This window comes from Nocardioides sp., from assembly GCF_036405735.1.
Taxonomy (GTDB): domain Bacteria; phylum Actinomycetota; class Actinomycetes; order Propionibacteriales; family Nocardioidaceae; genus Nocardioides.
Map to the genome: position 1 here is coordinate 1 of NZ_DASWXC010000091.1, position 24,325 is coordinate 24,325.

The window sequence follows — 24,325 nt, forward strand, 5'->3', positions numbered from 1 at the left end:
GAGCTCCTCGGCCGCCCGGCCCGCTCGGGCCAGGTCGCCGACCGCGAGCTCGGCCTCGACAGTGAGCAGCGCCGCCTCGGCCCGTTCCGGTTCGGACAGCTCCACCGCGCCCTCGGCGGCGGCGCGGCGCAGCCGCGCCAGGTCGGCCAGTGCGGCTCGCATCCGCCCCGTGCGCAGCAAGCCCCACGGGCCGGCCAGCTCGCCGGTGAAGGACCCGCTCGGGCGCGGTGCGCCATGCGTCCTGCCGGTCGTCGATGGGGCGGTCATGACCGGAGAGCCTAGAGAGCCCGACCTGGCGGTGCCGACGAATCCCGGATCCGGCTCAGCTCGCGCGGTCACCGGCCGACATCGCCCAGATCAGCAGCTCGGTGGCGACACCGGCGGTGACGGCGTACTCACCGCCGCCCGAGACCAGGAACGCGTCACCGGCCGCCAGCGGTTCGGCCAGCGAGCTGCGCAACAGCGCCCCCGACGCCACGAACGCGTGCACCAGCGGGGCCTCGGGCAGCGTCACGCTCTCGCCGGCCGCGAGCCGCGCCACCCACAGCGTCGCGGTGCTGGTCGGGGCCACCGCGCGCACCAGGCCCGCCCCCTCGACCGGCGTGACGGAGTACGCCGGCCGGGCGTCGTGCTCGTCGGGGAGCAGCCAGACCTGCACGAACCGGGTCTGCGGCGCGGCGGCGATCTCGCTGTGCTCGACCCCGCTGCCGGCGTACAGCACCCCGACCTCGCCCGGCCGCAACGTGTGCGTCCCGCCGGTCGAGTCGCTGTGGGTGAGGGCACCGGCGACGACCCACGTCACGATGACCTGGTCGCGGTGCGGGTGCGGGCTGAAGCCGCGCCCGTCGCCGAGCAGGTGCTCGTCGTGACAGGTCATCGGCCCGAAGCCGACGTTGTCCGGGTCGTAGTGGGAGCCGAACGAGAAGGCATGCCAGGTGGCACGCCCCGGCTCTCGCTCGGGGAATCGGGAGGAACCTCGGCGGATCTCGACGGTCACGAGTCACAATTGTGCTCGTGCCCGTCCCCCCGCTGCCGCCCGGCTTCACCTTGGGGGTCACCACCTCCGCCTACCAGGTCGAGGGCGCCGTGACCGAGGACGGTCGCGGTCCGAGCGTGTGGGACACCTTCTGCGCCCAGCCGGGTCGTATCGCCGACGGCACCACGGGCGCGGTGGCGGCCGACCACTACCACCGGCAGGCCGAGGACGTCGCGCTGCTGCGCCGCCTGGGGGTGGGCGGGTACCGCTTCTCGATCTCGTGGTCGCGGGTGCTCCCGAAGGGCCGGGGCACGGTGAACCCGGCGGGGCTCGACCACTACGACCGGCTCGTCGACGACCTGCTATCCGCCGGCGTGCGGCCGATGGCGACGCTGCTGCACCACGACCTGCCGCAGGCCCTGGAGGACGACGGCGGGTGGCTCAACCGGGCGACGATCGAGGCCTTCGCGCAGTACGCCGACGTGGTGGGCGCCCGGCTCGCCGACCGGGTCGAGCACTGGGTGCCGATCAGCGAGCCCAACGTCGCCATGACCCGCGGGTACGGCGTCGGCGACCACGCCCCGGGGCGCCAGCTGCAGCTCGACGCGCTGCCGGTCGGCCACCACCTGCTGGTGGCCCACGGCCGTGCCGTCACCGAGCTGCGCCGACACGGTGCCCGTGGCGTCGGCTGCGCCAACAACCATGCGCCGATGTGGCCGGCGAGCGACGACGTCGCCGACGTCGGCGCGACCAAGCTCTTCGACACGCTGTGGAACGGCATGTTCCTCGAGCCGATGCTGCTCGGCCGCTACCCGGCCGACCTGGCGCCGTTCCTCGACGAGGTGGTGCAGGACGGCGACATGGCGACGATCCGGCAGCCGCTCGACTTCTACGGCATCAACTACTACAGCCCGCTGCGGGTGGCCGCGGCCGACGAGGACGCCCCGACGCCGTTCCGGTTCGTCCCGCTGCTCGGCCACCCCCTCACGGCGTCCGGCTGGTCGGTCGTGCCGCACGCGCTGCGCGAGTGGCTGATCCTCACCCGGGCGCGGTACCGGGCGGCGCTGCCGCCGCTGGTCATCACCGAGTGCGGGGCGTCGTACGAGGAGCAGCCGGGACCGGCGGGCGTGGTCGAGGACCAGGACCGCATCGACTACCTGGCCGGACATCTGGCGGCGGTCACCGCTGCGGTGGAGCGCGGCGTCGACGTCCGCGGCTTCTACGTGTGGTCGCTGCTGGACGCCTTCGAGTGGGCCGACGGCATCCGCCCGCGCTACGGCCTGGTCCACGTCGACCCGGCCACCCAGGAGCGCACCCCCAAGCGGTCCTTCGACTGGCTGGCCGGGCTCATCGCCGGCCAGCCGGACAGCCCCCAGCCGGCGTGAGCGGGCCGCGGAATCCCCGGTGAACCGGGGATTCCGCGACTTCGGGGCCGTTGCAACGCCCCCGAAGCCGACGAACCGCCCCCGGAGTGTGACGCGAGGGAAACCGGGTCAGAGCGCCGCGGCCACCCGGGTGCCCTGGCCGATCGCGCGCTTCGCGTCCAGCTCGGCCGCGACGTCGGCGCCGCCGATCAGCTGTGCGGGTACGCCGAGCGCGGTCAGCTCGTCGAAGAGGTCGCGCACCGACTCCTGGCCGGTGCACAGCACGATCGTGTCGACGGTGAGCTCCTGGGCGGCCTCGTCGACGGTGTAGCGGAGGGTCACCCCGTCCGGGGCCGACTCGATGCCGTCGTACGACGCCCCGCTGACCAGCCGCACGCCCGACTGCTTCAGCACCGCCCGGTGGGCCCACCCGGACGTCTTGCCGAGCCCGATGCCGATCGGGGTCGCCTTGCGCTGCAGGAGCGTGACCTCACGGGCCGGCGTGCGCGGCTTCGGCTCGGCGAGGCCGCCGCGGTGCAGCGCCGGGTCGCCGACGCCCCAGTGCGCCTTCCACTCGTCGAGCGTCTCGTCCTCGTGGGTGAGCCAGACCGACACGTCGACACCGATGCCGCCCGCGCCGATGACCGCGACCCGCCGCCCGGGGACGACCCGGCCCGCCAGCACGTCGGCGTAGGTCACGACGGCCGCATGCTCCGCGCCGGGCAGCGACGGGACCCGCGGCCTGACGCCGGTGGCGACCACGACCTCGTCGAAGCGCTGCAGGTCGGCCACGCTCGGCGTCGTGCCGAGCCGCACGTCCACGCCGAGCACCTCCAGCCGGCGCCCGAAGTAGCGCAGCGTCTCGGCGAAGTCCTCCTTGCCGGGCACGGCCATCGCGAGCCGGAACTGACCGCCGATCTCGGTGGCGCGCTCGAAGAGCGTCACCGAGAGCCCGCGCTCGGCGGCGGAGACGGCCGCGGACAGCCCGGCCGGGCCGGCACCGACGACCGCGACGGTACGGCGGGAGCGGCTGGGAGCGAGCACCAGCGTGGTCTCGTGGCAGGCGCGCGGGTTGACCAGGCACGACGCCTTCTTGTTCGAGAACGCGTGGTCCAGGCAGGCCTGGTTGCAGGCGATGCAGGTGTTGATCTCGTCGGCGCGGCCCTCGGCCGCCTTGGCGACGAAGGCGGGGTCGGCGAGCAGCGGTCGGGCCATCGACACCAGGTCCGCGTCGCCAGCGGCGAGGATGTCCTCGGCGAGCTCGGGGGTGTTGATGCGGTTCGACGCGCACACCGGCACTGCCACCTCCGCGCGCAGCCGGGCGGTGAGGTCGTGCCAGGCACCCCGCGGCACCTGGGTGAGGATCGTGGGGACGCGTGCCTCGTGCCAGCCGATGCCGGTGTTGAACACCGTCACCCCGGCCTCCTGCAGCGCGTAGGCCAGCTCGACGGTCTCCTCCCACGTCTGGCCGCCCTCGACCAGGTCGATCAGCGAGATCCGGAACATGATCGGGAAGCCCGGACCGACCAGCTCGCGGGCACGCCGCACGATCTCGACGGGGAACCGCATCCGGTTCAGCGCCGAGCCGCCCCACTTGTCGGTGCGGTCGTTGGTGCGCTCGGCGAGGAACTGGTTGATCAGGTAGCCCTCCGAGCCCATGATCTCGACCGCGTCGTACCCCGCCTTCTTGGCGAGCGCGACCGAGCGGGCGAAGTCGGAGGCGGTCCTCTCGACGCCCTTGGTCGAGAGCGCCGAGGGCTTGAACGGCGTGATCGGGGACTTCGTGGCCGAGGCGGAGACGCTGAGGGGGTGGTAGCCGTAGCGGCCGGCGTGCAGCACCTGCAGCGCGATCGCGCCGCCGTGCTCGTGGACCGCGCCGGTGACCTCGCGGTGGCGCATGGCCTGCAGCCGCGAGGACATCTCCGAGGCCAGCGGCTTCAGCCAGCCCCGCTTGTTGGGCGCGTAGCCGCCGGTCACGATGAGGCCGGTGCCGCCCTTGGCGCGCTCGGCGAAGAAGGCGGCCAGCCGGGGCAGGTCGACGCGCCGGTCCTCCAGGCCGGTGTGCATGGATCCCATCACCACCCGGTTGCGCAGGGTGACGGCGTCCTCCCCCGAGCCGAGCGTGAGCGGGCTGAGCAGGTGAGGGTACGGCGACTCGGACTGCGTCATGCCGCGATGTTACTCACAAGTAACGCTGTGCGGGGGACAGGGGGCGGGCAGGAGGCCGGCAGCCGGACCGACCCGTCTACGATGCGTGCCATGTCGCTGCGTCGTACCGCCCTGCTCTCCGTCCCGCTCGCGCTCGCGCTCGCCGCCTGCGCCCCCGCCGAGGACGAGGCCACCGAGCCCGCCGGAGACGCCACCCCGGCGGCCGACGCCTGCACGACCGACGGGCTGCCGGTCAAGACCGCCGGCACCCTCACGGTGGCCACCGACTCGCCGGCCTACGAGCCGTGGTTCTCCGAGGACGACCCGAGCAACGGCCGCGGCTACGAGTCGGCCGTCGCCTACGCGGTCGCGGAGAAGCTCGGGTTCGCCGAGGACGAGGTCACCTGGGTGAAGGTGCCGTTCAACAACTCCTACGCGCCGGGCGCCAAGGAGTTCGACTTCGACATCAACCAGATCTCGATCACGCCCGAGCGCGCCGAGGTCGTGGACTTCTCCCGGCCCTACTACACCGCCTCCCAGGCGGTCATCACCCTGGCCGAGAACGCCGACCAGGCGGGCAGCCTCGCCGACCTCAAGAGCCTCAAGCTCGGCGCCCAGACCGGCACCACCAGCCTCACCGCCGTCCGCGAGCAGGTGAAGCCGACGGCGGAGCCGCTCGTCTTCAACGACACCAACGCCGCCAAGCAGGCGCTGCTCAACGGGCAGGTCGACGGCATCGTGGCCGACCTCCCGACGGCCTTCTACATCAGCGCCGTCGAGATCGAGGGCTCCGCCATCACCGGTCAGTTCGAGACCGCCGGCCAGGCCGACGAGTTCGGGCTGCTCTTCGAGAAGGGCAACCCGCTGCGCACCTGCGTCGACCAGGTGCTCGCCGACCTGGAGGCGGACGGCACGCTGGCCGACATCGAGCAGGAGTGGCTCTCCGACGTCGTCGACGTGCCCGTCCTCAAGTGACCCGGGAGCGGTGAGCCCGTGGCGGACGGAGCGGTGAGCGACGCCTGGACGCCCAGCCCCCGTCAGCTCGAGCGCGCGGCGCTGGTCCGCCGCCAGCGCCACCAGCGCACGCTGACGGCGGTCGTGGTGACGACCGTCGTGCTCGGGCTGCTCGGCCTGGGCGCGGTGAGCTCGCCGGGCTGGGAGCGGTTCCGCGAGACCTTCCTCGACGGCGAGCACATGCGCGCGGCGCTCCCTGCGGTCGCCGACGGGTTCTGGACCAACGTCGCGATGTTCCTCATCGCCGAGCCGCTGATCCTGCTCGTCGGCATCCTGGTCGCCGTCACCCGTCGCACCGTCTCGCCCTGGCTCGCGCCGCTGCGGCTCCTCGCGGTCGCCTACACCGACCTATTCCGCGGGATCCCGACGCTGCTGGTCGTCGTGCTGTGCGCCTTCGGGATCCCGGCGATGCGGCTGAGCGGCGTCACGAACTCGCTGTTCTGGCTGACGCTGGTGGCGCTGGTCCTCTCGTACGGCGCGTACGTCGCCGAGGTCGTGCGCTCGGGCATCGACTCCGTGCACCCGACCCAGCTGGCCTCCGCCGAGGCGCTCGCGCTCTCCCGGCCGCAGGCGATGCGCCACGTCGTGCTGCCCCAGGCCCTGCGTCGCGTCGTTCCTCCGCTGATGAACGACTTCGTCTCCCTGCAGAAGGACACCGCCCTGATCTCGGCCGTCGGCGTCGTCGAGGCGCTGCGCGCGGCCTCGGACTACGGCAACTACCACTTCAACTACTCCGCGCTGCTGGTCGCCGCCGCCTTCTTCGTGGTCGTCACGGTGCCGTTGGCGCGCCTCACCGACTGGCTCGCCGCCCGGGCGATGCGCCGGGAGCGGGGGCTGGCGCGATGACCGACCTGCTGGAGGTGCGCGGCCTGCGCAAGGCGTACGGCGACCGGGTGGTGCTCCGCGACATCTCGCTGACCGTCCGCCAGCACGACGTGGTGTGCCTGATCGGCTCCTCGGGCTCGGGCAAGTCGACCCTGCTGCGCTGCCTCAACCTGCTCGAGACCATCGACGACGGCACCATCGGCTTCGACGGACGCGAGATCTCCGACCCGCTCGTGGACCCGCGCGAGGTGCGCCGCGAGATCGGGATGGTGTTCCAGGCCTACAACCTCTTCCCGCATCTGACGGTGCTGGAGAACTGCGTGCTGGCCCAGGTGAAGGTGCACGGGGTCCCACGCCGCGAGGCCCGGGAGCGGGCCCTCGACCTGCTCGGACGATTCGGGCTGGCCGAGAAGGCGGCGGCGCACCCCGACGCGCTCTCCGGCGGCCAGCAGCAGCGCGTGGCGCTGGTGCGGGCGCTGTGCACCCGGCCCCGGTTGCTGCTGCTCGACGAGATCACGGCGGCCCTCGACCCGGAGCTGGTGGGCGAGGTGCTCGCGATGGTGCGCGCCGAGGCGGCGGCGGGCATGACGATGGTGCTGGCGACCCACGAGATGGCGTTCGCCCGCGAGGTGGCGACCTCGGTCTGCTTCCTCGACGGAGGGCGGATCCTCGAGCAGGCACCGCCCGCCGAGCTGTTCACCGCCCCCCGCGAGGAGCGCACCCGCGCGTTCCTGTCGCGGGTGCTGTGACCCCTCGCAACAGCGCGCCGGGCTGAGACGGGTCCTCCGACGCCCGGGCACCTCCTGCCATGATCCGGCCATGACTACCGATGTCAGGGATGCCGCCGTCACGCTCGGCCAGGGGACCGGACCGCTCCGCGGGATCAAGGTCGTGGAGATCGCCGGGATCGGTCCGGGGCCGCACGCCTGCACGATCCTCGCCGACCTCGGGGCGGACGTGATCCGGGTGGACCGCCCCGGTGGCAACCCCCTCGGTGGCGGGCCCCACGACCTGCTGACCCGCGGCCGCCCCAGCGTCGCGCTGGACCTGAAGCACCCCGACGCGGTCGCCACCGTGCTCGACCTCGTCGAGCGGGCCGACGTCCTGGTCGAGGGGATGCGGCCCGGCGTGTTGGAGCGGCTCGGCCTCGGGCCCGAGGACTGCCTCGCGCGCAACCCGCGGCTGGTCTACGGCCGGATGACCGGCTGGGGCCAGGACGGCCCGCTGGCGCACGCGGCGGGGCACGACCTCACCTACATCGCGACGACCGGCACCTTGCACGGCCTCGGTCAGGACCCCGCTCGGCCGCACTTCCCGGTCAACCTGCTCGGCGACTTCGGCGGCGGGTCGACGTACCTCGTCATCGGCGTGCTCGCGGCGCTCCTCGAGGCGCGGGTCAGCGGCCGGGGCCAGGTCGTCGACGCGGCCATCGTGGACGGCACGGCCCACCTGGGGGTCATGGCCGCCGGCTTCGCCGGCGCGGGGCTGTTCACCGAGAACCGCGGCACCAACCTGCTCGACGGCGGCGCGCCCTTCTACGACGTCTACGAGACCGGCGACGGTCGCCACGTCGCCGTCGGTGCGATCGAGCCGCAGTTCTTCGACGCCTTCGTGACCCTGCTCGGCGTGAAGGACGTCTGCCCGGGTCAGTACGAGTTCGCCCGGTGGGGCGAGATGCGGGAGCTGTTCGCGACGTCGCTCAAGCAGCGCACCCAGGCGGAGTGGACCGAGGTCTTCGAGGGCACCGACGCCTGCGTCGCGCCGGTCGTGACGCCGTCCGAGGCGGCGCGCCACCCGCACCTGGTCGCGCGCGGCACGTTCGTCGAGAAGGACGGCTTCACCCAGCCTGCCCCGGCGCCGCGCTTCAGCCGCACCGCGGCGACCCTGGGCCCGCCACCCGCGGCCGAGGCGGGCGCCCAGACCGTGGCGGCGCTCACCGCCTGGGGGATCGACGGCGTGGAGGCACTGGTCGCCTCCGGCGCGGCGGTCCAGCCCTAGCCGCAGCAGGCGGCGCGACATCCCGTGGACACCCTTCGGAGTTGCGCTACCAGCGAGTAGGTTTCCTCCATGGCCAGCAACCCCACTGAGCACGTCGACGTCGTCATCATCGGTGCCGGTCTGTCCGGCATCGACGCCGCGGCGACGTTCCGGCGCGAGCACCCCACCAAGTCGGTCGTCGTCCTCGAGCGGCGCGACGACCTCGGCGGCACCTGGGACCTGTTCCGCTACCCCGGCATCCGGTCGGACTCCGACATGTTCACCTTCGCCTTCAAGTGGCGGCCGTGGGACTCCACGACGACGCTCGCCGACGGCCCGCTGATCAAGGGCTACCTCCAGACCGTCGCGGAGGAGGAGGGCGTCGACAAGCTGATCCGCTTCGGGCACCAGGTCACCTCGGCTGCCTGGGACAGCGGCACCAACACCTGGACCGTCCAGGCGCTCGCCGACGGTGAGCCCGTGACGCTGACCTCCCAGTTCCTGTGGAACTGCACCGGCTACTACGACTACGACCGGGGCTTCCAGCCGGAGTTCCCCGGCGTGGACGACTTCGAGGGCACCTTCATCCACCCCCAGTTCTGGCCCGAGGACCTCGACTACACCGGCAAGAAGGTCGTCATCATCGGCTCCGGCGCCACCGCGGTGACCCTGGTGCCGGCGCTGGCCAACTCCGGGGCAGGGCACGTCACGATGCTGCAGCGCACGCCGACGTACATCCTGTCGCGGCCCGGCAGCGACCCCGTCGCCCACGGCCTGAGCAAGGTGCCGTTCCGGGCCTTCCTGCCGTTCAAGAAGCTGCGCGCGGCGTCGTACTACGAGACGCTGCGCTGGGAGAACATCGGCCTCAGTGTCGGGCTCTACCACTTCGCGCAGCGGGCCCCCGGCCTGGCGAAGAAGTTCATCCGCAACCACCAGGTCTCCTCGCTCACCGCCCGCAACGGCGGTCCCGGCTTCACCAAGGCCGAGGCCGAGGCGTTCGTCGACCAGCACCTCACCCCGCCGTACAACCCGTGGGACCAGCGGCTGTGCGCCGTGCCCGACGGTGACCTGTGGAAGGTGCTGCGCGAGCGGCGCGCCGACATCGTGACCGACAAGATCCGCACGATCACCAAGACCGGCGTGGAGCTGGAGTCGGGGGAGCACCTCGAGGCCGACATCATCGTCAGCGCCACGGGGCTGAACATCAAGATGTTCGGCGGCGTGGAGGTGACCCTGGACGGCGAGCCGCTCGACTCCGGGTCGCGCACCGCCTACCGCGGCGCCCTGCTCGCGGGCGTGCCGAACTTCGTGTTCACCATCGGCTACATCAACGCCTCCTGGACGCTCAAGGCCGACCTCGTGTCGGCGTGGTTCGCCGGGCTGGTCACCGAGATGGAGAAGCGCGGCGCGGCGCGCTTCGTGGTCTCGGAGCCGGAGGTCCCCGGCTCGCGGCCGCTCATGGACATGAAGTCGGGCTACCTGCTGCGCGGCGCTCCGAACATGCCGCGGCAGGGCGACAGCTTCCCGTTCGAGGCCAAGCAGAACTACGTGGTCGACATGAAGGTCCTCGGGCCCGGCACCTACGAGGACAAGCACCTGCAGTTCGGCTGACGGCGTCGCTTCGCGACAGTCGCGGCACCGGTCAGGAATCGGCGTTCGCGGTGCCCGTCCCCTAGGGTGGGCACCGCGGACGCCGTTCCTGTCTTGCCCCGGCCCGCCGATCGCACCTCACGGGTGCCTTCCTCCTCTGGCGAGACACCTCTCTCGTCAAGCGAGTCTTCTGTGTCTTTCACCGACCTCGGCGTGCCCGCACGCCTGGCCACCGTCCTGTCCGAGCGCGGCATCACCGAGCCGACGCCCATCCAGGCCGCCACCCTTCCCGACAGCCTCTCCGGCCGCGACGTTCTCGGCCGCGGCCGCACCGGCTCCGGGAAGACCTACGCCTTCCTGCTGCCGCTGGTCGCTCGGCTCGTCGAGTCCGGCAAGCCGCGCACCGCGAAGCGCCCCCGCGCCCTGATCCTGGCGCCGACCCGCGAGCTGGTCGGTCAGATCAAGGAGTCGCTCGATCCGATGGCGAGCGAGTTCGGCCTGACCGTCCAGACCGTCTTCGGCGGCGTCGGCCAGAACCCGCAGGTCCAGGGCCTGCGCAAGGGCGTCGACATCGTGCTCGCCTGCCCGGGCCGGCTCGAGGACCTGATGGGTCAGGGCCACTGCGACCTCGGCGCCGTGGAGATCACGATCCTCGACGAGGCCGACCACATGGCCGACCTCGGCTTCCTGCCCGGCGTACGCCGGATCATGGAGAAGACCCCGGAGCGCGGTCAGCGACTGCTGTTCTCGGCGACGCTCGACAATGGCATCAACGTGCTGGTCAAGCGCTTCCTGCACAACCAGGTCACGCACGAGGCCGACTCGGCGCAGTCGCCGGTGTCGACCATGGACCACCACGTCCTGCACCTGGCGCGCGACCACCGCCTGCCCGTGCTCGTCGACCTCGCCTCGGCGCCCGGACGCACCGTCGTCTTCACCCGCACCAAGCACGGCGCCAAGGCGCTCGCCCGCCAGCTGAACAAGAACGGCGTGCCGTCGGTCGAGCTGCACGGCAACCTCTCCCAGGGCGCCCGCACCCGCAACATGGAGGCCTTCCACAGCGGTGCCGCCACGACGCTGGTCGCGACCGACATCGCCGCCCGCGGGATCCACGTCGACGACGTCGCGCTCGTCGTGCACGCCGACCCGCCGGCCGAGCACAAGGCCTACCTGCACCGTTCCGGGCGCACCGCCCGCGCCGGCGCCTCCGGCACCGTCGTCACGCTGATGACCGACGAGCAGGTCCGCGACGTGCGCGACCTGACTCGCGCCGCCGGCATCAAGCCGACGATCACCAAGGTCGACGGCCCCCGGCACCCGGTGCTGACCACCCTTGCGCCCGGCGCCCGGGTGCTCGTCGACGGCGGGTACGTCGCCGAGGCGGCCGGCTCCGGCGCGACCGCACCTCGGAGTGGCGGCCAGCAGCGCTCCCGCCGTCCGCGCTCGGGCGCCGGAACCGGTGGCGGCGCCGGCGCCCGCAACGGCGCCCGCAACGGCGGCGGGAAGGGCTCCGGCAATGGCACCGGCAGCAGCAACGGGAGCGGCAACGGGAGCGGCCGCAGCCGCCGGCGCGGAGGCCGGGGCGGCGCGAGCCGCCCGCACGCCAGCGCCTGACCGCCTGCGCGGGCGTATGACGCGGTTCACAGAAGCCACGCTGCGGTCCTTGTAAATGGGACACCTGTCCCAGTAACTTGGGGACATGACCGCGATCGAGGAAGAGCGCACGGCCGCGACCGGTTACCGGCGCCAGGGCAAGCAGGAGTACTACGACACGCTGCGGACCCTGTCCGAGGCGTCGGTCCACCAGCACTTCGACGCCTTCGAGGACATCGACTGGGACGACCCGGAGTTCCGCGTCGACCCCACCGACGAGCGGTGGATCCTCGGTCCGGAGGACAACCTCGGTGCACACCCGTGGTACCGGTCGCTGCCGAAGCAGCGCCAGATCGAGATCGGGATCTACCGCTGGGCGCTGATCTGCAAGGTCGGGCTGCAGTTCGAGCAGCTGCTCATCAGCGGGATCATGAACCACGCACTGACGCTGCCCAACGGCAACCCCGAGTTCCGCTACTCCACGCACGAGGCGACGGAGGAATGCCACCACACCCAGATGTTCCAGGAGTTCGTCAACCGCACGGGCCTGGACGTCCAGGGGGCGCCGACCGCGTTCCGCAAGGCGATCCCGCTGCTGGCCACCGTCGCCGGCTGGGCGCCGGCGTTCTTCTGGATGGGCGTGCTCGCCGGTGAGGAGCCGATCGACCACCTCCAGAAGCAGCTGCTGCGGCAGAACACCAGCATCCATCCGATGCTGGAGCGGATCATCTCCATCCATGTGGCCGAGGAGGCTCGCCACATCGGCTTCGCCCACACCTACCTCGAGCAGCACGCGCCCGACCTGGGTCGCGTCTCCAAGCTCCTCCTGGGCGTGCTCACGCCACTGGGCATGCGTGCCCTGGGCGACGTCATCATGGTGCCGAGCAAGCGGGCCCGCGAGGACATGGGCATCCCCGACGAGGTCGCCCGCGAGATCTGGTGGGACTCGCCCCGCTCGCAGCAGTTCCTGCGCGACCTGTTCGCCGACGTCCGGATGCTCTGCGACGACCTCGGCATCCGTGGGCCCGTGCCCCGGCTGTTCTGGCGGCTCGCCGGCATCGAGGGTCGATCCGCGCGGTTCCGGAGCCAGCCCGCCACGGCCCGCTGAGTCCCGAGCCGACGTACGCCGGCCGCGGCTCGCTAGGCTCGGTGGCATGACCACCGTCCCCGACGCGGCACCCGACGGTCGCCAGAAGCGCTGGCGGGAGCACAACGACGCGCGCCGCCAGCGGATCGTCGGGGTCGCCGTCGAGCTGATCGAGTCCGGCGACGCCGACCTCACGCTGCAAGAGGTGGCGCGCCGCGCCGGACTGAGCCGGTCGGTGGTCTACCGGCAGTTCGCGGACCGCCGCGAGCTCGACGCCGCCGTGCAGTCCTACGTCCTGGAGAGCCTGTGGGCCGAGCTGGTGCCCACGCTGCACCTGGAGGGGACGATCCGCGACAGCATCGAGGGCATGATCCGGGTCTACGTCCAGTGGGCGGTGCGCCACCCGCTGCTGCACCGCCGGTTCGACTACGAGACCGCCGTCGACGGCGACGGTCCACTCGAGCAGACGCTCGGGCGGGTCAGCGCCCAGGTGGCCGCGCTGCTGACCGGTGTCTTCGAGGCGCTCGGTGCGAAGCTGAGCGAGGCGGACCGCGCGGCGACCGGGCCGCTGGTCTACGGGCTGGTCGTGGCCGTCTTCGGCACGGTGCGCCGCTGGATCCGGACCGGTGTCGACGTACCCGACGCCGACCACATGATCGGCCTGCTCGTGGAGTCGGCGTGGGCGGTCATCGACACCCGGGCCCGGGCGTTCGGGCTGACCGTCGACCCCGACGCGCCGTTGGAGCAGCTGATCGCCGGAGCGTGAGCGCCCGGCTCAGGGCGCGCCGAGGACGGTGTACTCGTCGACGGTGATGCCGAGCTGGGCCAGCAGGTCACGCTCGATGAGCGTGACCTGACGTGCCAACCGGGTGACGAGCTGGTCCTGGCTCTCGTCGTGGTGGTCGAGCCACCAGATGATGCTGGCGTCGATGAGGCCCATGATGCCGGCGAGCACCGCGTCCGGCACGGTGTCGATCTCCCTGCCGGCGCGCCGGACGTACTCCAGGCTCGACTGCACCAGCAGGTCCAGGAAGCGGCCCCGGCCCTGCCGGGGGCCGCTCGCGGCGCGGGCGTGCTGGCGGGCGGCGATGAAGCGGTACAGCTGGGGATGCTCGGCCGCCCAGGACACCGCGGAGGAGATCGAGCCGTGCGCGACCGCCCAGATCGAGGCCGGCTGCGCGACCGCGGGCCGCACCCGGGCCAGGAACTGCTCGGCGGCGATGCGCGCGACCTCGGCGTCGAGCTCGTCCTTGCTCGCGATGATCCGGTAGACATGCGGCCGGGGTACGCCGGCGCGCTCGGCGATCTGGGCCATGCCGACGTGCGGGCCGTACTCCTCGACGCACGCGACGGCCGCAGCCACCAGCGCGTCGCGGCGGCTCAGGCCGGCATCGGTCGTCTCCACGTGCTCCATCCTCCCCGTCGCGCCTGAGGGCACGGCGACCGACCTGACGCGACTGTGACCGGGGTCACGTCTCCGTGGCACTGCTTGTCGCGGCGCGCTCGCCGGTGATACACCTTGTACCTTGGTACACCCTGTACCACCTGTCCCGCCGGTGTCCACCGGCCGCCTCAGCCATCGGAGGAAACGATGCCGCCTCGCCGCTCGCCCTGGATGAACCAGGACCTCGACGACTTCCGCGACCTTGCGCGCACCTTCTGCCAGAAGGAGATCGCGCCCAACGTCGAGAGGTACATCGAGCAGAAGCACGTCGACAGGGACCTGTGGAACAAGGCCGGCGAGGTCGGCCTGCTCTGCCTCTCGATCCCCGAGGAGTACGGCGGCGGTGGCGGATCCTTCGCCCACGAGGCGATCCTCATCGAGGAGCAGGCCCGCGCCGGAGACAGCTCGTGGGGCGTCTCGCTGCACAACGGGATCGTCGCCCACTACATCCTGGCCTACGGCACCGAGGAGCAGAAGCAGACCTGGCTCCCGAAGATGGCCAGCGGCGAGGTCGTCGGCGCGATCGCCATGACCGAGCCGGGCACCGGGTCGGACCTGCAGAGCGTCACCACGAAGGCGATCCGGGACGGTGACGACTACGTCATCAACGGCACGAAGATCTTCATCACCAACGGCGCCCAGGCCGACGTCGTGGTGACGGTCGTCAAGACCAACCCCGAGGAGAAGGCGGCCGGCATCTCACTGGTCATCGTCCCGGCCGACACCCCCGGCTTCTCCCGCGGCAAGGTGCTCGACAAGATCGGCATGAAGGGGCAGGACACCTCTGAGCTCATCTACGAGGACGTCCGCGTCCCGGCGAGCAACCTGCTCGGCACCGCGGAGGGCCAGGGCTTCATCCAGCTGATGGAGCAGCTGCCACAGGAGCGACTCATCGTCGCGGTCTCCAACGTCGCCGCCATGGAGTTCTGCTTCGACGAGACCATGCGCTACGTCCACGACCGGCACGCCTTCGGCCGCCCGATCTGGGGCTTCCAGAACACCAAGTTCAAGATGGCCGAGGTCGCCACCGAGGCGCGGGTCGCCCGGTCCTTCCTCGACGAGTGCATCGCCCTCCACGTCGAGAAGCAGCTCGACATCCCGACCGCCGCGATGGTGAAGCTGTGGTGCTCGGAGCGGGCACAGAAGGTGGCCGACAAGTGCCTGCAGCTGCACGGCGGCTACGGCTACATGAACGAGTACCCGATCGCCCGCGCGTGGGCCGACCTGCGGGTCTCGCAGATCTACGCCGGCACCTCGGAGATCATGAAGGAGATCATCTCCCGCTCCCTGCCCGCCCCGGTCTGACGAGGGGACCGACATGGTGAAGCTGCTTCCCCGCCGGCGTACGGCGGAACAGTTCGAGCCGGCGTACCGCGACGTCCTCCGGCAGCTGTCGGAGGCGTCCGTGCACCAGCACTTCGACGCCTTCCTCGACATCCCCTGGGACGACCCGCTCTTCGGCCGGCGCCCCGACGACGACTGCTGGATCCTGCCGGAGGCCGACGCCGTCGGCGGCCACCCGTGGTACCGCACGCTGCCCAAGGAGCGGCAGCGTGAGATCGGCCGCTACCGCTACGGCCTCGTGGCGAAGGTGGGTCTGCAGTTCGAGCAGTTCCTCATCGCCGGCGTGATGTTCCGGCTGCTGTGGCTGGACAACGAGAACCCGGAGTTCCGGTACGCCACCCACGAGATCACCGAGGAGACCCACCACACCCAGATGTTCCAGGAGGCGGTCAACCGGATCGCCCCCGAGATCCACGGGCTGTCGGGGTCGTTCAAGGCCTGTGCGCCCCTGATCGCGTCGATGGGCTGGCTGTTCCCGGAGTTCTTCTTCACGATGGTGCTCGCCATCGAGGAGCCGATCGACCACCTCCAGAAGGCGATCATGCGGTCCTCCGACGAGATCCACCCGCTCGTCGCTCGCGTGATGCAGATCCACATCGCCGAGGAGGCCCGTCACATCAGCTTCGGGCACGAGTACCTCGAGGAGCACGTCCCGCACCTCGACCCGGTACGCAAGGCGCTGCTCGCGGTGCTGTTCCCGCTCACCATGCGGATCGCCTGCGACCTGATCCTGAAGCCGAACAAGCGCGCCCTGCGTGACATGGGCATCCCCGAGGAGGTCGCCCGGGAGATCTGGTGGGACTCGCCGGAGTCGCGCAAGGCGCTGCGCGACGTCTTCGGCGACATCCGCATGCTGGCCGACAACATCGGCGTCCGGAACACGCTCACCAAGCCGCTGTGGCGGGCGCTCGGCATCGACGGCCGGCCCTCCCGCTACCGTGCCCAGCCGGCGTCCGCCGCGCACTGAACCACCCCGCACCGACCTGCACCCACCCGCGTACCTCACGACGTACCGACAACAAGCCGACAACGAGCCGACAACAAGGAAGACCGATGGCTGAAGCATTCATCTACGACCACCTCCGCACGCCCCGCGGCCGTGGCAAGAAGACCGGGGCGCTGCACGAGATCAAGCCGGTCGACCTCGTGGTCGGGCTGCTCGACGAGGCGCAGAAGCGCAACCCCACCCTGGACACCGACCGGATCGACGACGTCGTCCTCGGCGTGGTCTCCCCGATCGGCGACCAGGGCATGGACATCGCCCGCACCGCGTCGCTGCTCTCGGGCCTGCCCGAGACCGTCGCGGGCGTCCAGCTCAACCGGTTCTGCTCCTCGGGCCTCGAGGCCGTCAACCAGGCTGCGGCGCGGGTGCGCTCGGGCTGGGAGGACGTCATCATCGCCGGCGGCGTCGAGTCGATGAGCCGCGTGCCGCTCGGTGCCGACGGCGGCGCCTGGGCGATGGACCCGGCCACCAACCTTGCCCTCGACTTCGTGCCGCAGGGCATCAGCGCCGACCTGATCGCGACCCTCGAGGGCTTCACCCGCGAGGACGTCGACGCGCTCGCCGCAGAGTCGCACGCACGCGCCGACAAGGCGTGGAGCAACGGCTACTTCGACGGCTCGGTCGTCCCGGTCTACGACAAGTCCGGCGTGCAGGTCCTGGCCAAGGACGAGCTGATCCGTCCCGGCACGAGCGTGGAGTCGCTCTCCGCGCTGAAGCCGTCCTTCGAGCAGCAGGGCCGCGACGGCGGGTTCGACGAGGTCGCGCTGGCGAAGTACCCGTGGATCGAGAAGATCAACCACGTCCACCACGCCGGCAACTCCTCCGGCATCGTCGACGGCGCCGCCATCGTGGTCATCGGCAACGAGCAGGTCGGCAAGGACTACGGCCTGACCCCGAAGGCGCGGATCGTGTCCAGCGCCGTGATCGGCTCCGAGCCGACCATCATGCTGACGGGCCCCGGCCCCGCGGCGTACAAGGCGCTGGCCAAGGCCGGCCTCAAGCCCTCCGACATCGACCTCTGGGAGATCAACGAGGCGTTCGCCGCCGTCGCGCTGCGCTTCATGAAGGACATGGGCATCGACCAGTCCGTCACCAACGTCAACGGCGGCGCCATGGCCATGGGCCACCCGCTCGGCGCCACCGGCGCGATCATCCTCGGCACGCTGGTCGACGAGCTCATCCGCACCGGCAAGAAGCGCGGCCTGGCCACGCTCTGCATCGGCGCGGGCATGGGCATCGCCACCATCGTCGAGATCGTCTGAAGGGGACCAAGGAAATGACTCAGTCTGCTGTCAAGTACGACATCGATGCCGACGGCATCGTCACCCTGACGCTCGACGACCCGTCCCAGAGCGCCAACACCATGAACGAGGCCTACAAGGCCGGGTTCACCGCGGCTGTCGACCGCCTGCTCGCCGAGGGCGACACGGTGACCGGCGTCGTCATCGCCTCGGCCAAGAAGACCTTCTTCGCCGGTGGCGACCTCAAGCGCATGCTGCCGCTGCGCAAGGAGCACGCCGCGGAGATCTTCGCCGAGGTCGAGGAGATCAAGGCGACGCTGCGGAAGCTCGAGCTGTTCCCGAAGCCGGTCGTGGCCGCCATCAACGGTGCCGCGCTCGGCGGTGGGCTGGAGATCGCGCTCGCGGCCAACCGCCGGATCGCGGCCGAGGGCCGCTACGAGATCGGCCTGCCCGAGGTCTCCCTCGGCCTGCTGCCGGGTGGTGGCGGCGTCACCCGCACCGTGCGGATGTTCGGCATCGTCACCGCGCTGACCGAGATCCTCGGCCAGGGCACCCGGTTCAAGCCGGAGGCCGCGCTCGGCAAGGGCCTGGTCGACGAGATCGTCCCGGCCGACGAGCTTCTCGCCCGCGCGAAGGCGTGGGTCAAGGAGAACGCCGACGTCGAGGGCGCCGGCCTGCAGCCGTGGGACAAGCCCGGCTACAAGCTGCCCGGCGGCAAGCCGTCCTCCCCGGCCCTCGCGGCGTTCCTGCCGGCGCTGGGCCCGATCCTGCGCAAGCAGCTCAAGCAGGCCGACATGCGTGCCCCCAAGGCGATCCTCTCGGCCGCGGTCGAGGGTGCCCAGGTCGACTTCGACACCGCCTCGCGCATCGAGTCGCGCTACTTCGTCCAGCTGGTCACCAGCCAGCAGGCGAAGAACATGATTCAGGCGTTCTTCTTCGACCTCGGCTCGATCAACTCCGGCGCCCTGCGCCCCGACGGCGTCGAGAAGTACACGCCCACGAAGGCCGTCGTGCTCGGCGCCGGCATGATGGGCGCCGGCATCGCCTACGTGCTCGCCCGCGCCGGTGTCGAGGTCGTCCTCAAGGACGTCACCATCGAGGCGGCCGAGAAGGGCAAGGCCTACACCGCCGGCCTCAACGAGAAGGGCGTCTCCCGCGGCAAGATCACCCAGGAGAAGGCCGACCAGATTCTCAACCGGATCACGCCGACCATCGACCCGGCCGACGCGAAGGGCGCCGACCTCGTCGTCGAGGCCGTCTTCGAGTCGGTCGAGCTGAAGCAGAAGGTCTTCAACGAGATCATCCCGTTCCTCGCCGAGGGCGCTCTGCTGTGCTCGAACACCTCGACGCTGCCGATCACCGAGCTCGCCAAGGGTCTCGAGGGCACCGACGCGGCGCAGCGCTTCATCGGCCTGCACTTCTTCAGCCCGGTCGACAAGCTGCCGCTGGTCGAGATCATCAAGGGTGCCGAGACCTCCGACGAGACCCTGGCGCGGGCCTACGACGTCGTCCAGGTCATCAAGAAGACCCCGATGATCGCCAACGACTCGCGGGGCTTCTACACCTCGCGCGTCATCGGCACCATGCTCGAGGAGGGACTGGCGATGCTGCAGGAGGGCGTCGCGCCGTACACCCTCGACCGCGCCACCACGCAGGCCGGCTACCCGACCGGCGTGCTGCAGCTCGCCGACGAGCTCAACCTGGAGCTGATGCACAAGATCGCCAAGACCACTCGTGAGGCGATCGGCGGGGAGCCGGGCCCGACCGAGACGGTCGCCGGCTGGATGATCGAGCAGGGTCGCGCGGGCCGCCTGCGCGGCGCGGGCTTCTTCGACTACCCCGACGGCAAGCGCGGCTCGATCTGGGCCGGTCTCGCCGAGCGGTTCCCGGTCGCCGAGGAGCAGCTGCCGATCGCCGACATCAAGGACCGGCTGCTGTTCCGCCAGGCCATCGAGACGGCCAAGACCTTCGAGGAGGGCGTCGTGACCTCGGCCGCGCACGCCAACATCGGCTCGGTCTTCGGCATCGGCTTCCCGCCGGCCACCGGCGGTGCCGCGTCGTTCATCACCGGCTACGACGCCGCCGACGGCTCGTACGGCATCGAGGCCTTCCTCGCGCGCGCCGACGAGCTGGCCGACAAGTACGGCGAGCAGCTGCGTCCGACGCAGTACCTGCGTGACCTGGCGGCGAAGGGCGAGACCTTCCCCGCCTGAGGCATCAGCCGATCGGTCAGATCCGGGATGGCCCCGATGGCCGGTTCGCGTCGCAAAGCGGCCCGAACCGGCCATCGGCCATTTCCAGGGCGGGGGGCGACGGCTCAGGATGAGGTAGTGAGTGAGCAAGTCCCCCGGCCGGTCGTCGATGTGAGGGCGTTGTACGTCCGGTTCGGCGAGGTCGATGCCGTGAGTGGCGTCGACCTCGCCGCCCACGCGGGTCACTCGACCGCGCTGCTGGGGCGCAACGGGGCCGGCAAGTCCACGACGATGCGGGTGATCGCGGGCGTCGTGCCGCCGACCGCCGGCAGCGTGGTGGTCGCCGGGCACGACGTACGTCGGGAGCCGCTGGGCGTGAAGCGGGCGGTCGGGTACTGCCCCGACGTCGGTGGCCTGGTGCCGCGGGCGACGCCGTGGGAGCACCTGCAGCTCTCCGCGAGACTGCGGCGGATGCCGCACGGCTGGGAGGAGCAGGCGCGCACGCTGCTGGAGCGCTTCGAGCTCGGTGACGTCGCGCACCGCGTCACGGCGGGGTTCAGCCACGGCATGGGCCGGCGGCTCTCGGTGCTGCTGGCCGCGTTCCACGAGCCGGCGGTGCTGCTGCTCGACGAGCCGTTCGACGGCGTCGACCCGATCGGCGTCGAGGCGACCCTGGAGGTCGTCAACGACGCGCGGGCTCGCGGCGCCTGCGTGCTCGTCTCCACCCACCTGCGCGAGCTGGCCGTGGAGGCCTGCTCCTCGGTGCTGGTGCTGCGAGGCGGGGCCCGGGTCGCGACCGTGACGGCCCGCGACATGGCGGGCGAGGAGGGCGCGCGTGCCTATCGCGGCCTCCTCGACTAGCGTCCCGCGCCGCCGCCCCGGCGGTCGCACGCAGCTCGAGCACCTGCTGCGCAACGAGTGGTGTGCGATCGTCGACGTCGGCCACCTGCTGCGGTTCCGCGCGACGACGATCAGCCGTCGGCGGCGCGCCGTCGGGCTGCTGGCGTTCGCCGCCGTCACCGTGCTGGCGGCCGCGGTTCCGGCGTACGTGCCGGGAGCGGGGACCAGCGAGCGGTCCGTCGACGTGCTCGTCCTGCTGCCCTCGGCCTTCGCCGCGTTCCAGCTGCTCGTCCTCGCCTCCGCGGTCGCCTCCGGCGGTGGCCGGGAGCTGGTGCCGCGTGAGCAGCTGGTGGCCTATCCCGTCAGCCCGACGACCGACCATCTCGGCGCCCTGCTGCTCGCCCCGCTCAACATCGCCTGGCTGATCCAGTCCTGGGCGCTGCTCGGCGCCACGGCGTACGGCGTCGGCCCGGACCGGTACCTGCCGGCGGTGCTCGGCTCCGCGCTGTGGATCCTCGCCGCGACGGCCGTGGGCCAGGTCGTGGCGTGGAGCATCGAGGGCGTCCGACGGCTGCCGCACGGCATCGCCACGGTGCGCCTCGCCGGGGTCGCGGTGCTCGCCGGGGCCGGCCTGCTGCAGGTGACCGGACGGCTCGGACCGCTGCTGGACCGGGTGCCCACCCGGTGGTTCGTCGTCGGCCTCGTCGAGGGCACCACCTGGCGCTGGGCCGGAACGCTCCTGGTCATGATGGTGATGCTGCTGGCAGCCGTGGTGGTGGGCGCCGTCCCCGCGCACTACGCAGCCCGGCTGCAGCCACGCGACGAGCTGCGCTCCGAGAGCGGGCGGCAACGGCCGCTGCCCGAGGCGCGCACGATCCTGGGGGCGATGATCCGCACCGACCGGTCCTCGGTGTGGCGGGCGGTGCCGATGCGCCGCGGGCTGCTGGTGCTCGCGATCGGGCCCGGCCTGGTCTCGCTGGCCGGAGACCTCCCGTGGAGCCAGCTGACGATCCTGCCCGGGCTCGTGGCCTCCGGTGGCGCGTTGCTGTTCGGCGTCAACGCCTGGTGCCTCGACACCCGTGGCGTCCTGTGGCGCGAGAGCCTGCCGGTCGGGCCGGGGGCGGTCTTCGCCGCCCGAGCCTGGGTGCTGACCGAGTTCCTGCTGGTCGCCTCCGGCATCACCCTGGCGCTGGCGTGTCTGCGGGCGGGCGTGCCGACGGCTGCCGAGCTGGTCGCGCTGCTGTGCGTGTGGCTCGTCGTGCTCGCCCAGGTCGTGACCGCCTCCCTGCGATGGGCCCAGCGGTCGCCGTACGCCGCCGACCTCCGCTCGGCGCGGGCGACCCCCGCGCCACCGGTCGCGATGGTCATCTACTCCACCAAGCTCGCCGTGGCCACCACCCTCACGAGCCTCGTGTTCTCCGGGCTGGCGCGGGCCCCGCACTGGTCGCTCTCCGTCCTCGTCGCGCTGCCGTTCCTCGCCTGGTCCGCCGTGCGTCTGCTGCAGGCCCGCGACGGCTGGGTCGACCCGGTCGAACGGGTCCGCATCGTCACCACGGTCGCCGGTTGAGCCCCGGGTTCCCGTGGGTCGAGCCCCGGGTTTCCGTGGGTCGAGCCCCGGGTTTCCGTGGGATGAGGACCGACCGGCGAGCGCTCGGGCCGGGTTCGACGCCGCGGAACGCGCAGGGCGACTACATTGGTGTCTCGTCGTTACTCGGAAGTTGGTATGGCATGGCTGCGTTCACGACGTCCCTCGACGGCGGCGTCGCGGTGGTCCGCATCTCGGGTGAGCTCGACATCGCCAGCCACGGCGAGCTCCTCGCCCATACCGAGCCGCTGCTCCGTTCGGACGCGAAGGTCGTCGCGCTCGACGTCGCGGACGTGACCTTCATCGACTCCAGCGGCCTGGGCGCGCTGGTCCGGCTGCAACAGCAGGCTGTGGATGCCGGCCGGTCGCTCCGACTGCGCAACCCCCCGCGACCGGTCACGCGCATCCTCTCCCTCACCGGCCTCGCCGACCTGTTCCCGACGGACACCGACCAGTGACGCCGCACGAACGCCCGGCCGCCACGGACGGGCGTCGCGAGGCCAGGAGGCTCGCCGCCGGCATCGTCGCTGCCGGCATGTTGCTCACGGGGACCGCCGCCTGGGCAGCCGCGCGCGTCGACGCGAACACCGAGCAGCGGCTGCTCGAGTCCCAGACGCGCCAGGCGGCCTCGGTCCTGACGTCGGCCGTCCAGTTGATCGAGCGGCCGCTCGGCACTGCCCTGAGCGTGCAGCGGGTGGCGGCGCCGTCGGACCGGACCAAGGCGTTTCGGCGGTTCATGGTCAGCTTCGTCGGGCCGGACAAGATGTTCGTGGGCGCCTCGCTCTGGCAGCGCCGCGGCGACACGGTGGAGCCGATCGCCAGCACCGGCGAGGCCCCGGCCGTCTCTCTCGACGACCCGGCCACCCGGAGCTACGTCCTGCGGGCGTTCGAGCACACAACCCCCACAGCCGAGCAGCTTCGCATCGGCGACCGTGCCCGCATCGCGTGGGCGCAGGCCGACCCCGTGACCGGCTACGCGGTGTACGCCGAGCGCGCGATCCCGGCCGACCGGCGCGCCCCCGTCGACACGAACTCGGCGTACGCCGACCTGCACTACGCCATCTACCTCGGCCGGGAGGTCACGCCGGAAGCGCTGACCACGACCGACGTGCCGCCGGCGACGCTGCCGCTGGACGGCGACACCGCTCGCGACGAGATCCGGTTCGGCGACACCGTGCTCACCTTGGTCACCTCGCCCCGGGTCCACCTGGGCTCCTCGCTCAGCCGGTGGCTGCCGACCTGGCTCCTGCTCGGTGGTCTGCTCGCCACGCTGGTCGGCGCCGGCACCGCACACCGGCTCGCGCGAGCCCGCCGGTCCGCCGAGGACGACGCGACCACCATCACCGAGCTCTACCAGCAGGTCGACGCGCTCTACGGACAGCAGCGCGACCTGTTCGAGCGGCTGCAGCGGGCGCTGCTGCCCAGCGCGATGCCGACGCTGCCACAGGCGGAGTTCGCGTCGCGGTACGTCGCCGGGGCGCGCGGCATCGACATCGGCGGTGACTGGTACAGCGTCGTGGCGCTCGACGAGCATCGCTTCGGCTTCGTCGTCGGCGACGTGTCCGGGCGCGGCGTCGACACCGTCGCGGTCATGGCGCAGGCCCGGTTCACCGTGCGCGCCTACCTGCTGGACGGCCATGGACCCGCGGCGGTCCTCGAGCGATGCTCCCACCAGTTCGACATCGAGGCCGATGGGCACCTCACCACCGTGCTGGTCGGTGTCGGCGACGCGCGGACCGGGGAGCTGATCCTCGCCAACGCCGGCCACCCCGCGCCGATGCTGGTCAACGGCGTGGTCGAGCCCGTGTCGGTGCCGCCCGGTCGCCCGCTCGGCATCGGGCCGGCGACGTACGCCGAGACGACCGTGCAGGTGCCGGCCGGCGCCACGCTCTTCTGCTTCACCGACGGCCTCGTGGAGCGGCGCGGCGAGGACATCGACGCCGGCACGGCGCGGCTGGCCGCCACGCTCCGTACGGCGGCAGCGAAGTCGCCCGAGGAGATGGTCGCCCACGCCGTGGCGTCGCTGCGCCGCGCCGACACCGCCGATGACATCGCCGCGCTCGCCCTGCGCTGGACCGGTGCCTACTGAGGCGTCCTGCGCC

General features: G+C 71.8%; 21 protein-coding genes. 17 read left to right on the forward strand and 4 right to left on the reverse strand.

The window, feature by feature from the left end; all coding sequences use genetic code 11:
• A partial coding sequence (locus VGE38_RS14545; protein ID WP_331143270.1) for a hypothetical protein occupies nt 1–267 on the reverse strand: 267 nt, incomplete at its 3' end.
• 55 nt (nt 268–322) lie between these two features.
• Complete coding sequence (locus tag VGE38_RS14550) at nt 323–997, reverse strand: pirin family protein (RefSeq protein WP_331143271.1); 675 nt, start codon at nt 995–997, stop codon at nt 323–325.
• Nucleotides 998–1,014: 17 nt separating this feature from the next.
• On the opposite strand from VGE38_RS14550, the gene VGE38_RS14555 reads away from it, so the two are divergent.
• Nucleotides 1,015–2,361, forward strand: a complete 1,347-nt coding sequence (locus VGE38_RS14555; RefSeq protein ID WP_331143272.1) for a GH1 family beta-glucosidase — start codon at nt 1,015–1,017, stop codon at nt 2,359–2,361.
• A gap of 108 nt (nt 2,362–2,469) precedes the next feature.
• Here VGE38_RS14555 and VGE38_RS14560 read toward each other — a convergent pair whose 3' ends face one another.
• Entirely contained in the window at nt 2,470–4,509 is a 2,040-nt protein-coding gene (locus tag VGE38_RS14560; protein ID WP_331143273.1) for an FAD-dependent oxidoreductase, read from the reverse strand.
• Between the two features lie 90 nt (nt 4,510–4,599).
• On the opposite strand from VGE38_RS14560, the gene VGE38_RS14565 reads away from it, so the two are divergent.
• From VGE38_RS14565 to VGE38_RS14600, 8 genes are all read left to right on the forward strand, one after another.
• The gene (locus tag VGE38_RS14565) at nt 4,600–5,463 is read left to right on the forward strand and encodes an ABC transporter substrate-binding protein (protein WP_331143274.1); all 864 of its coding nucleotides are present in this window, start codon (nt 4,600–4,602) and stop codon (nt 5,461–5,463) included.
• A gap of 33 nt (nt 5,464–5,496) precedes the next feature.
• Nucleotides 5,497–6,348 (forward strand): amino acid ABC transporter permease, encoded by an 852-nt coding sequence (locus VGE38_RS14570; protein ID WP_331143275.1) that lies wholly within the window; start codon nt 5,497–5,499, stop codon nt 6,346–6,348.
• Complete coding sequence (locus VGE38_RS14575) at nt 6,345–7,076, forward strand: amino acid ABC transporter ATP-binding protein (protein ID WP_331143276.1); 732 nt, start codon at nt 6,345–6,347, stop codon at nt 7,074–7,076. Before VGE38_RS14570 ends, VGE38_RS14575 begins: the two co-directional genes overlap by 4 nt.
• A 70-nt stretch (nt 7,077–7,146) precedes the next feature.
• Nucleotides 7,147–8,325, forward strand: coding sequence for a CaiB/BaiF CoA transferase family protein (locus tag VGE38_RS14580; RefSeq protein WP_331143277.1), 1,179 nt, complete (start codon nt 7,147–7,149; stop codon nt 8,323–8,325).
• A 69-nt stretch (nt 8,326–8,394) separates the two neighbouring features.
• Nucleotides 8,395–9,915, forward strand: a complete 1,521-nt coding sequence (locus VGE38_RS14585) for a flavin-containing monooxygenase (RefSeq protein WP_331143278.1) — start codon at nt 8,395–8,397, stop codon at nt 9,913–9,915.
• A 171-nt stretch (nt 9,916–10,086) separates the two neighbouring features.
• Nucleotides 10,087–11,508: a DEAD/DEAH box helicase gene (locus VGE38_RS14590; RefSeq protein ID WP_331143279.1), complete on the forward strand. Its 1,422-nt coding sequence runs from the start codon at nt 10,087–10,089 to the stop codon at nt 11,506–11,508.
• A gap of 85 nt (nt 11,509–11,593) precedes the next feature.
• Nucleotides 11,594–12,595 carry an AurF N-oxygenase family protein gene (locus VGE38_RS14595; RefSeq protein ID WP_331143280.1) on the forward strand — a complete coding sequence of 334 codons (1,002 nt, stop codon included), beginning with the start codon at nt 11,594–11,596 and terminating at the stop codon, nt 12,593–12,595.
• 46 nt (nt 12,596–12,641) lie between these two features.
• Nucleotides 12,642–13,340, forward strand: coding sequence for a TetR/AcrR family transcriptional regulator (locus VGE38_RS14600; protein ID WP_331143281.1), 699 nt, complete (start codon nt 12,642–12,644; stop codon nt 13,338–13,340).
• A gap of 9 nt (nt 13,341–13,349) precedes the next feature.
• Here the strand turns inward: VGE38_RS14600 and VGE38_RS14605 are convergent, their stop codons facing one another.
• On the reverse strand, nt 13,350–13,979 hold the full coding sequence (locus VGE38_RS14605; protein ID WP_331143282.1) for a TetR/AcrR family transcriptional regulator: 630 nt from the start codon (nt 13,977–13,979) through the stop codon (nt 13,350–13,352).
• 186 nt (nt 13,980–14,165) lie between these two features.
• Between VGE38_RS14605 and VGE38_RS14610 the strand changes: the two genes are divergently transcribed.
• The 8 genes from VGE38_RS14610 (at nt 14,166) to VGE38_RS14645 (ending at nt 24,312) form a co-directional block, all read left to right on the forward strand.
• Nucleotides 14,166–15,323, forward strand: a complete 1,158-nt coding sequence (locus VGE38_RS14610) for an acyl-CoA dehydrogenase family protein (protein WP_331143283.1) — start codon at nt 14,166–14,168, stop codon at nt 15,321–15,323.
• A gap of 13 nt (nt 15,324–15,336) precedes the next feature.
• Complete coding sequence (locus VGE38_RS14615) at nt 15,337–16,329, forward strand: AurF N-oxygenase family protein (protein WP_331143284.1); 993 nt, start codon at nt 15,337–15,339, stop codon at nt 16,327–16,329.
• A gap of 86 nt (nt 16,330–16,415) precedes the next feature.
• Nucleotides 16,416–17,627 carry an acetyl-CoA C-acetyltransferase gene (locus VGE38_RS14620; RefSeq protein WP_331143285.1) on the forward strand — a complete coding sequence of 404 codons (1,212 nt, stop codon included), beginning with the start codon at nt 16,416–16,418 and terminating at the stop codon, nt 17,625–17,627.
• A gap of 14 nt (nt 17,628–17,641) precedes the next feature.
• Entirely contained in the window at nt 17,642–19,819 is a 2,178-nt protein-coding gene (locus VGE38_RS14625; protein ID WP_331143286.1) for a 3-hydroxyacyl-CoA dehydrogenase NAD-binding domain-containing protein, read from the forward strand.
• Nucleotides 19,820–19,936: 117 nt separating this feature from the next.
• Entirely contained in the window at nt 19,937–20,659 is a 723-nt protein-coding gene (locus tag VGE38_RS14630; protein ID WP_331143287.1) for an ABC transporter ATP-binding protein, read from the forward strand.
• Nucleotides 20,634–22,205: a hypothetical protein gene (locus VGE38_RS14635; protein ID WP_331143288.1), complete on the forward strand. Its 1,572-nt coding sequence runs from the start codon at nt 20,634–20,636 to the stop codon at nt 22,203–22,205. Before VGE38_RS14630 ends, VGE38_RS14635 begins: the two co-directional genes overlap by 26 nt.
• Nucleotides 22,206–22,366: 161 nt before the next feature.
• The gene (locus VGE38_RS14640; protein ID WP_331143289.1) at nt 22,367–22,681 is read left to right on the forward strand and encodes an STAS domain-containing protein; all 315 of its coding nucleotides are present in this window, start codon (nt 22,367–22,369) and stop codon (nt 22,679–22,681) included.
• Nucleotides 22,678–24,312: a PP2C family protein-serine/threonine phosphatase gene (locus VGE38_RS14645; protein ID WP_331143290.1), complete on the forward strand. Its 1,635-nt coding sequence runs from the start codon at nt 22,678–22,680 to the stop codon at nt 24,310–24,312. Before VGE38_RS14640 ends, VGE38_RS14645 begins: the two co-directional genes overlap by 4 nt.
• Nucleotides 24,313–24,325 lie beyond the last annotated feature (13 nt).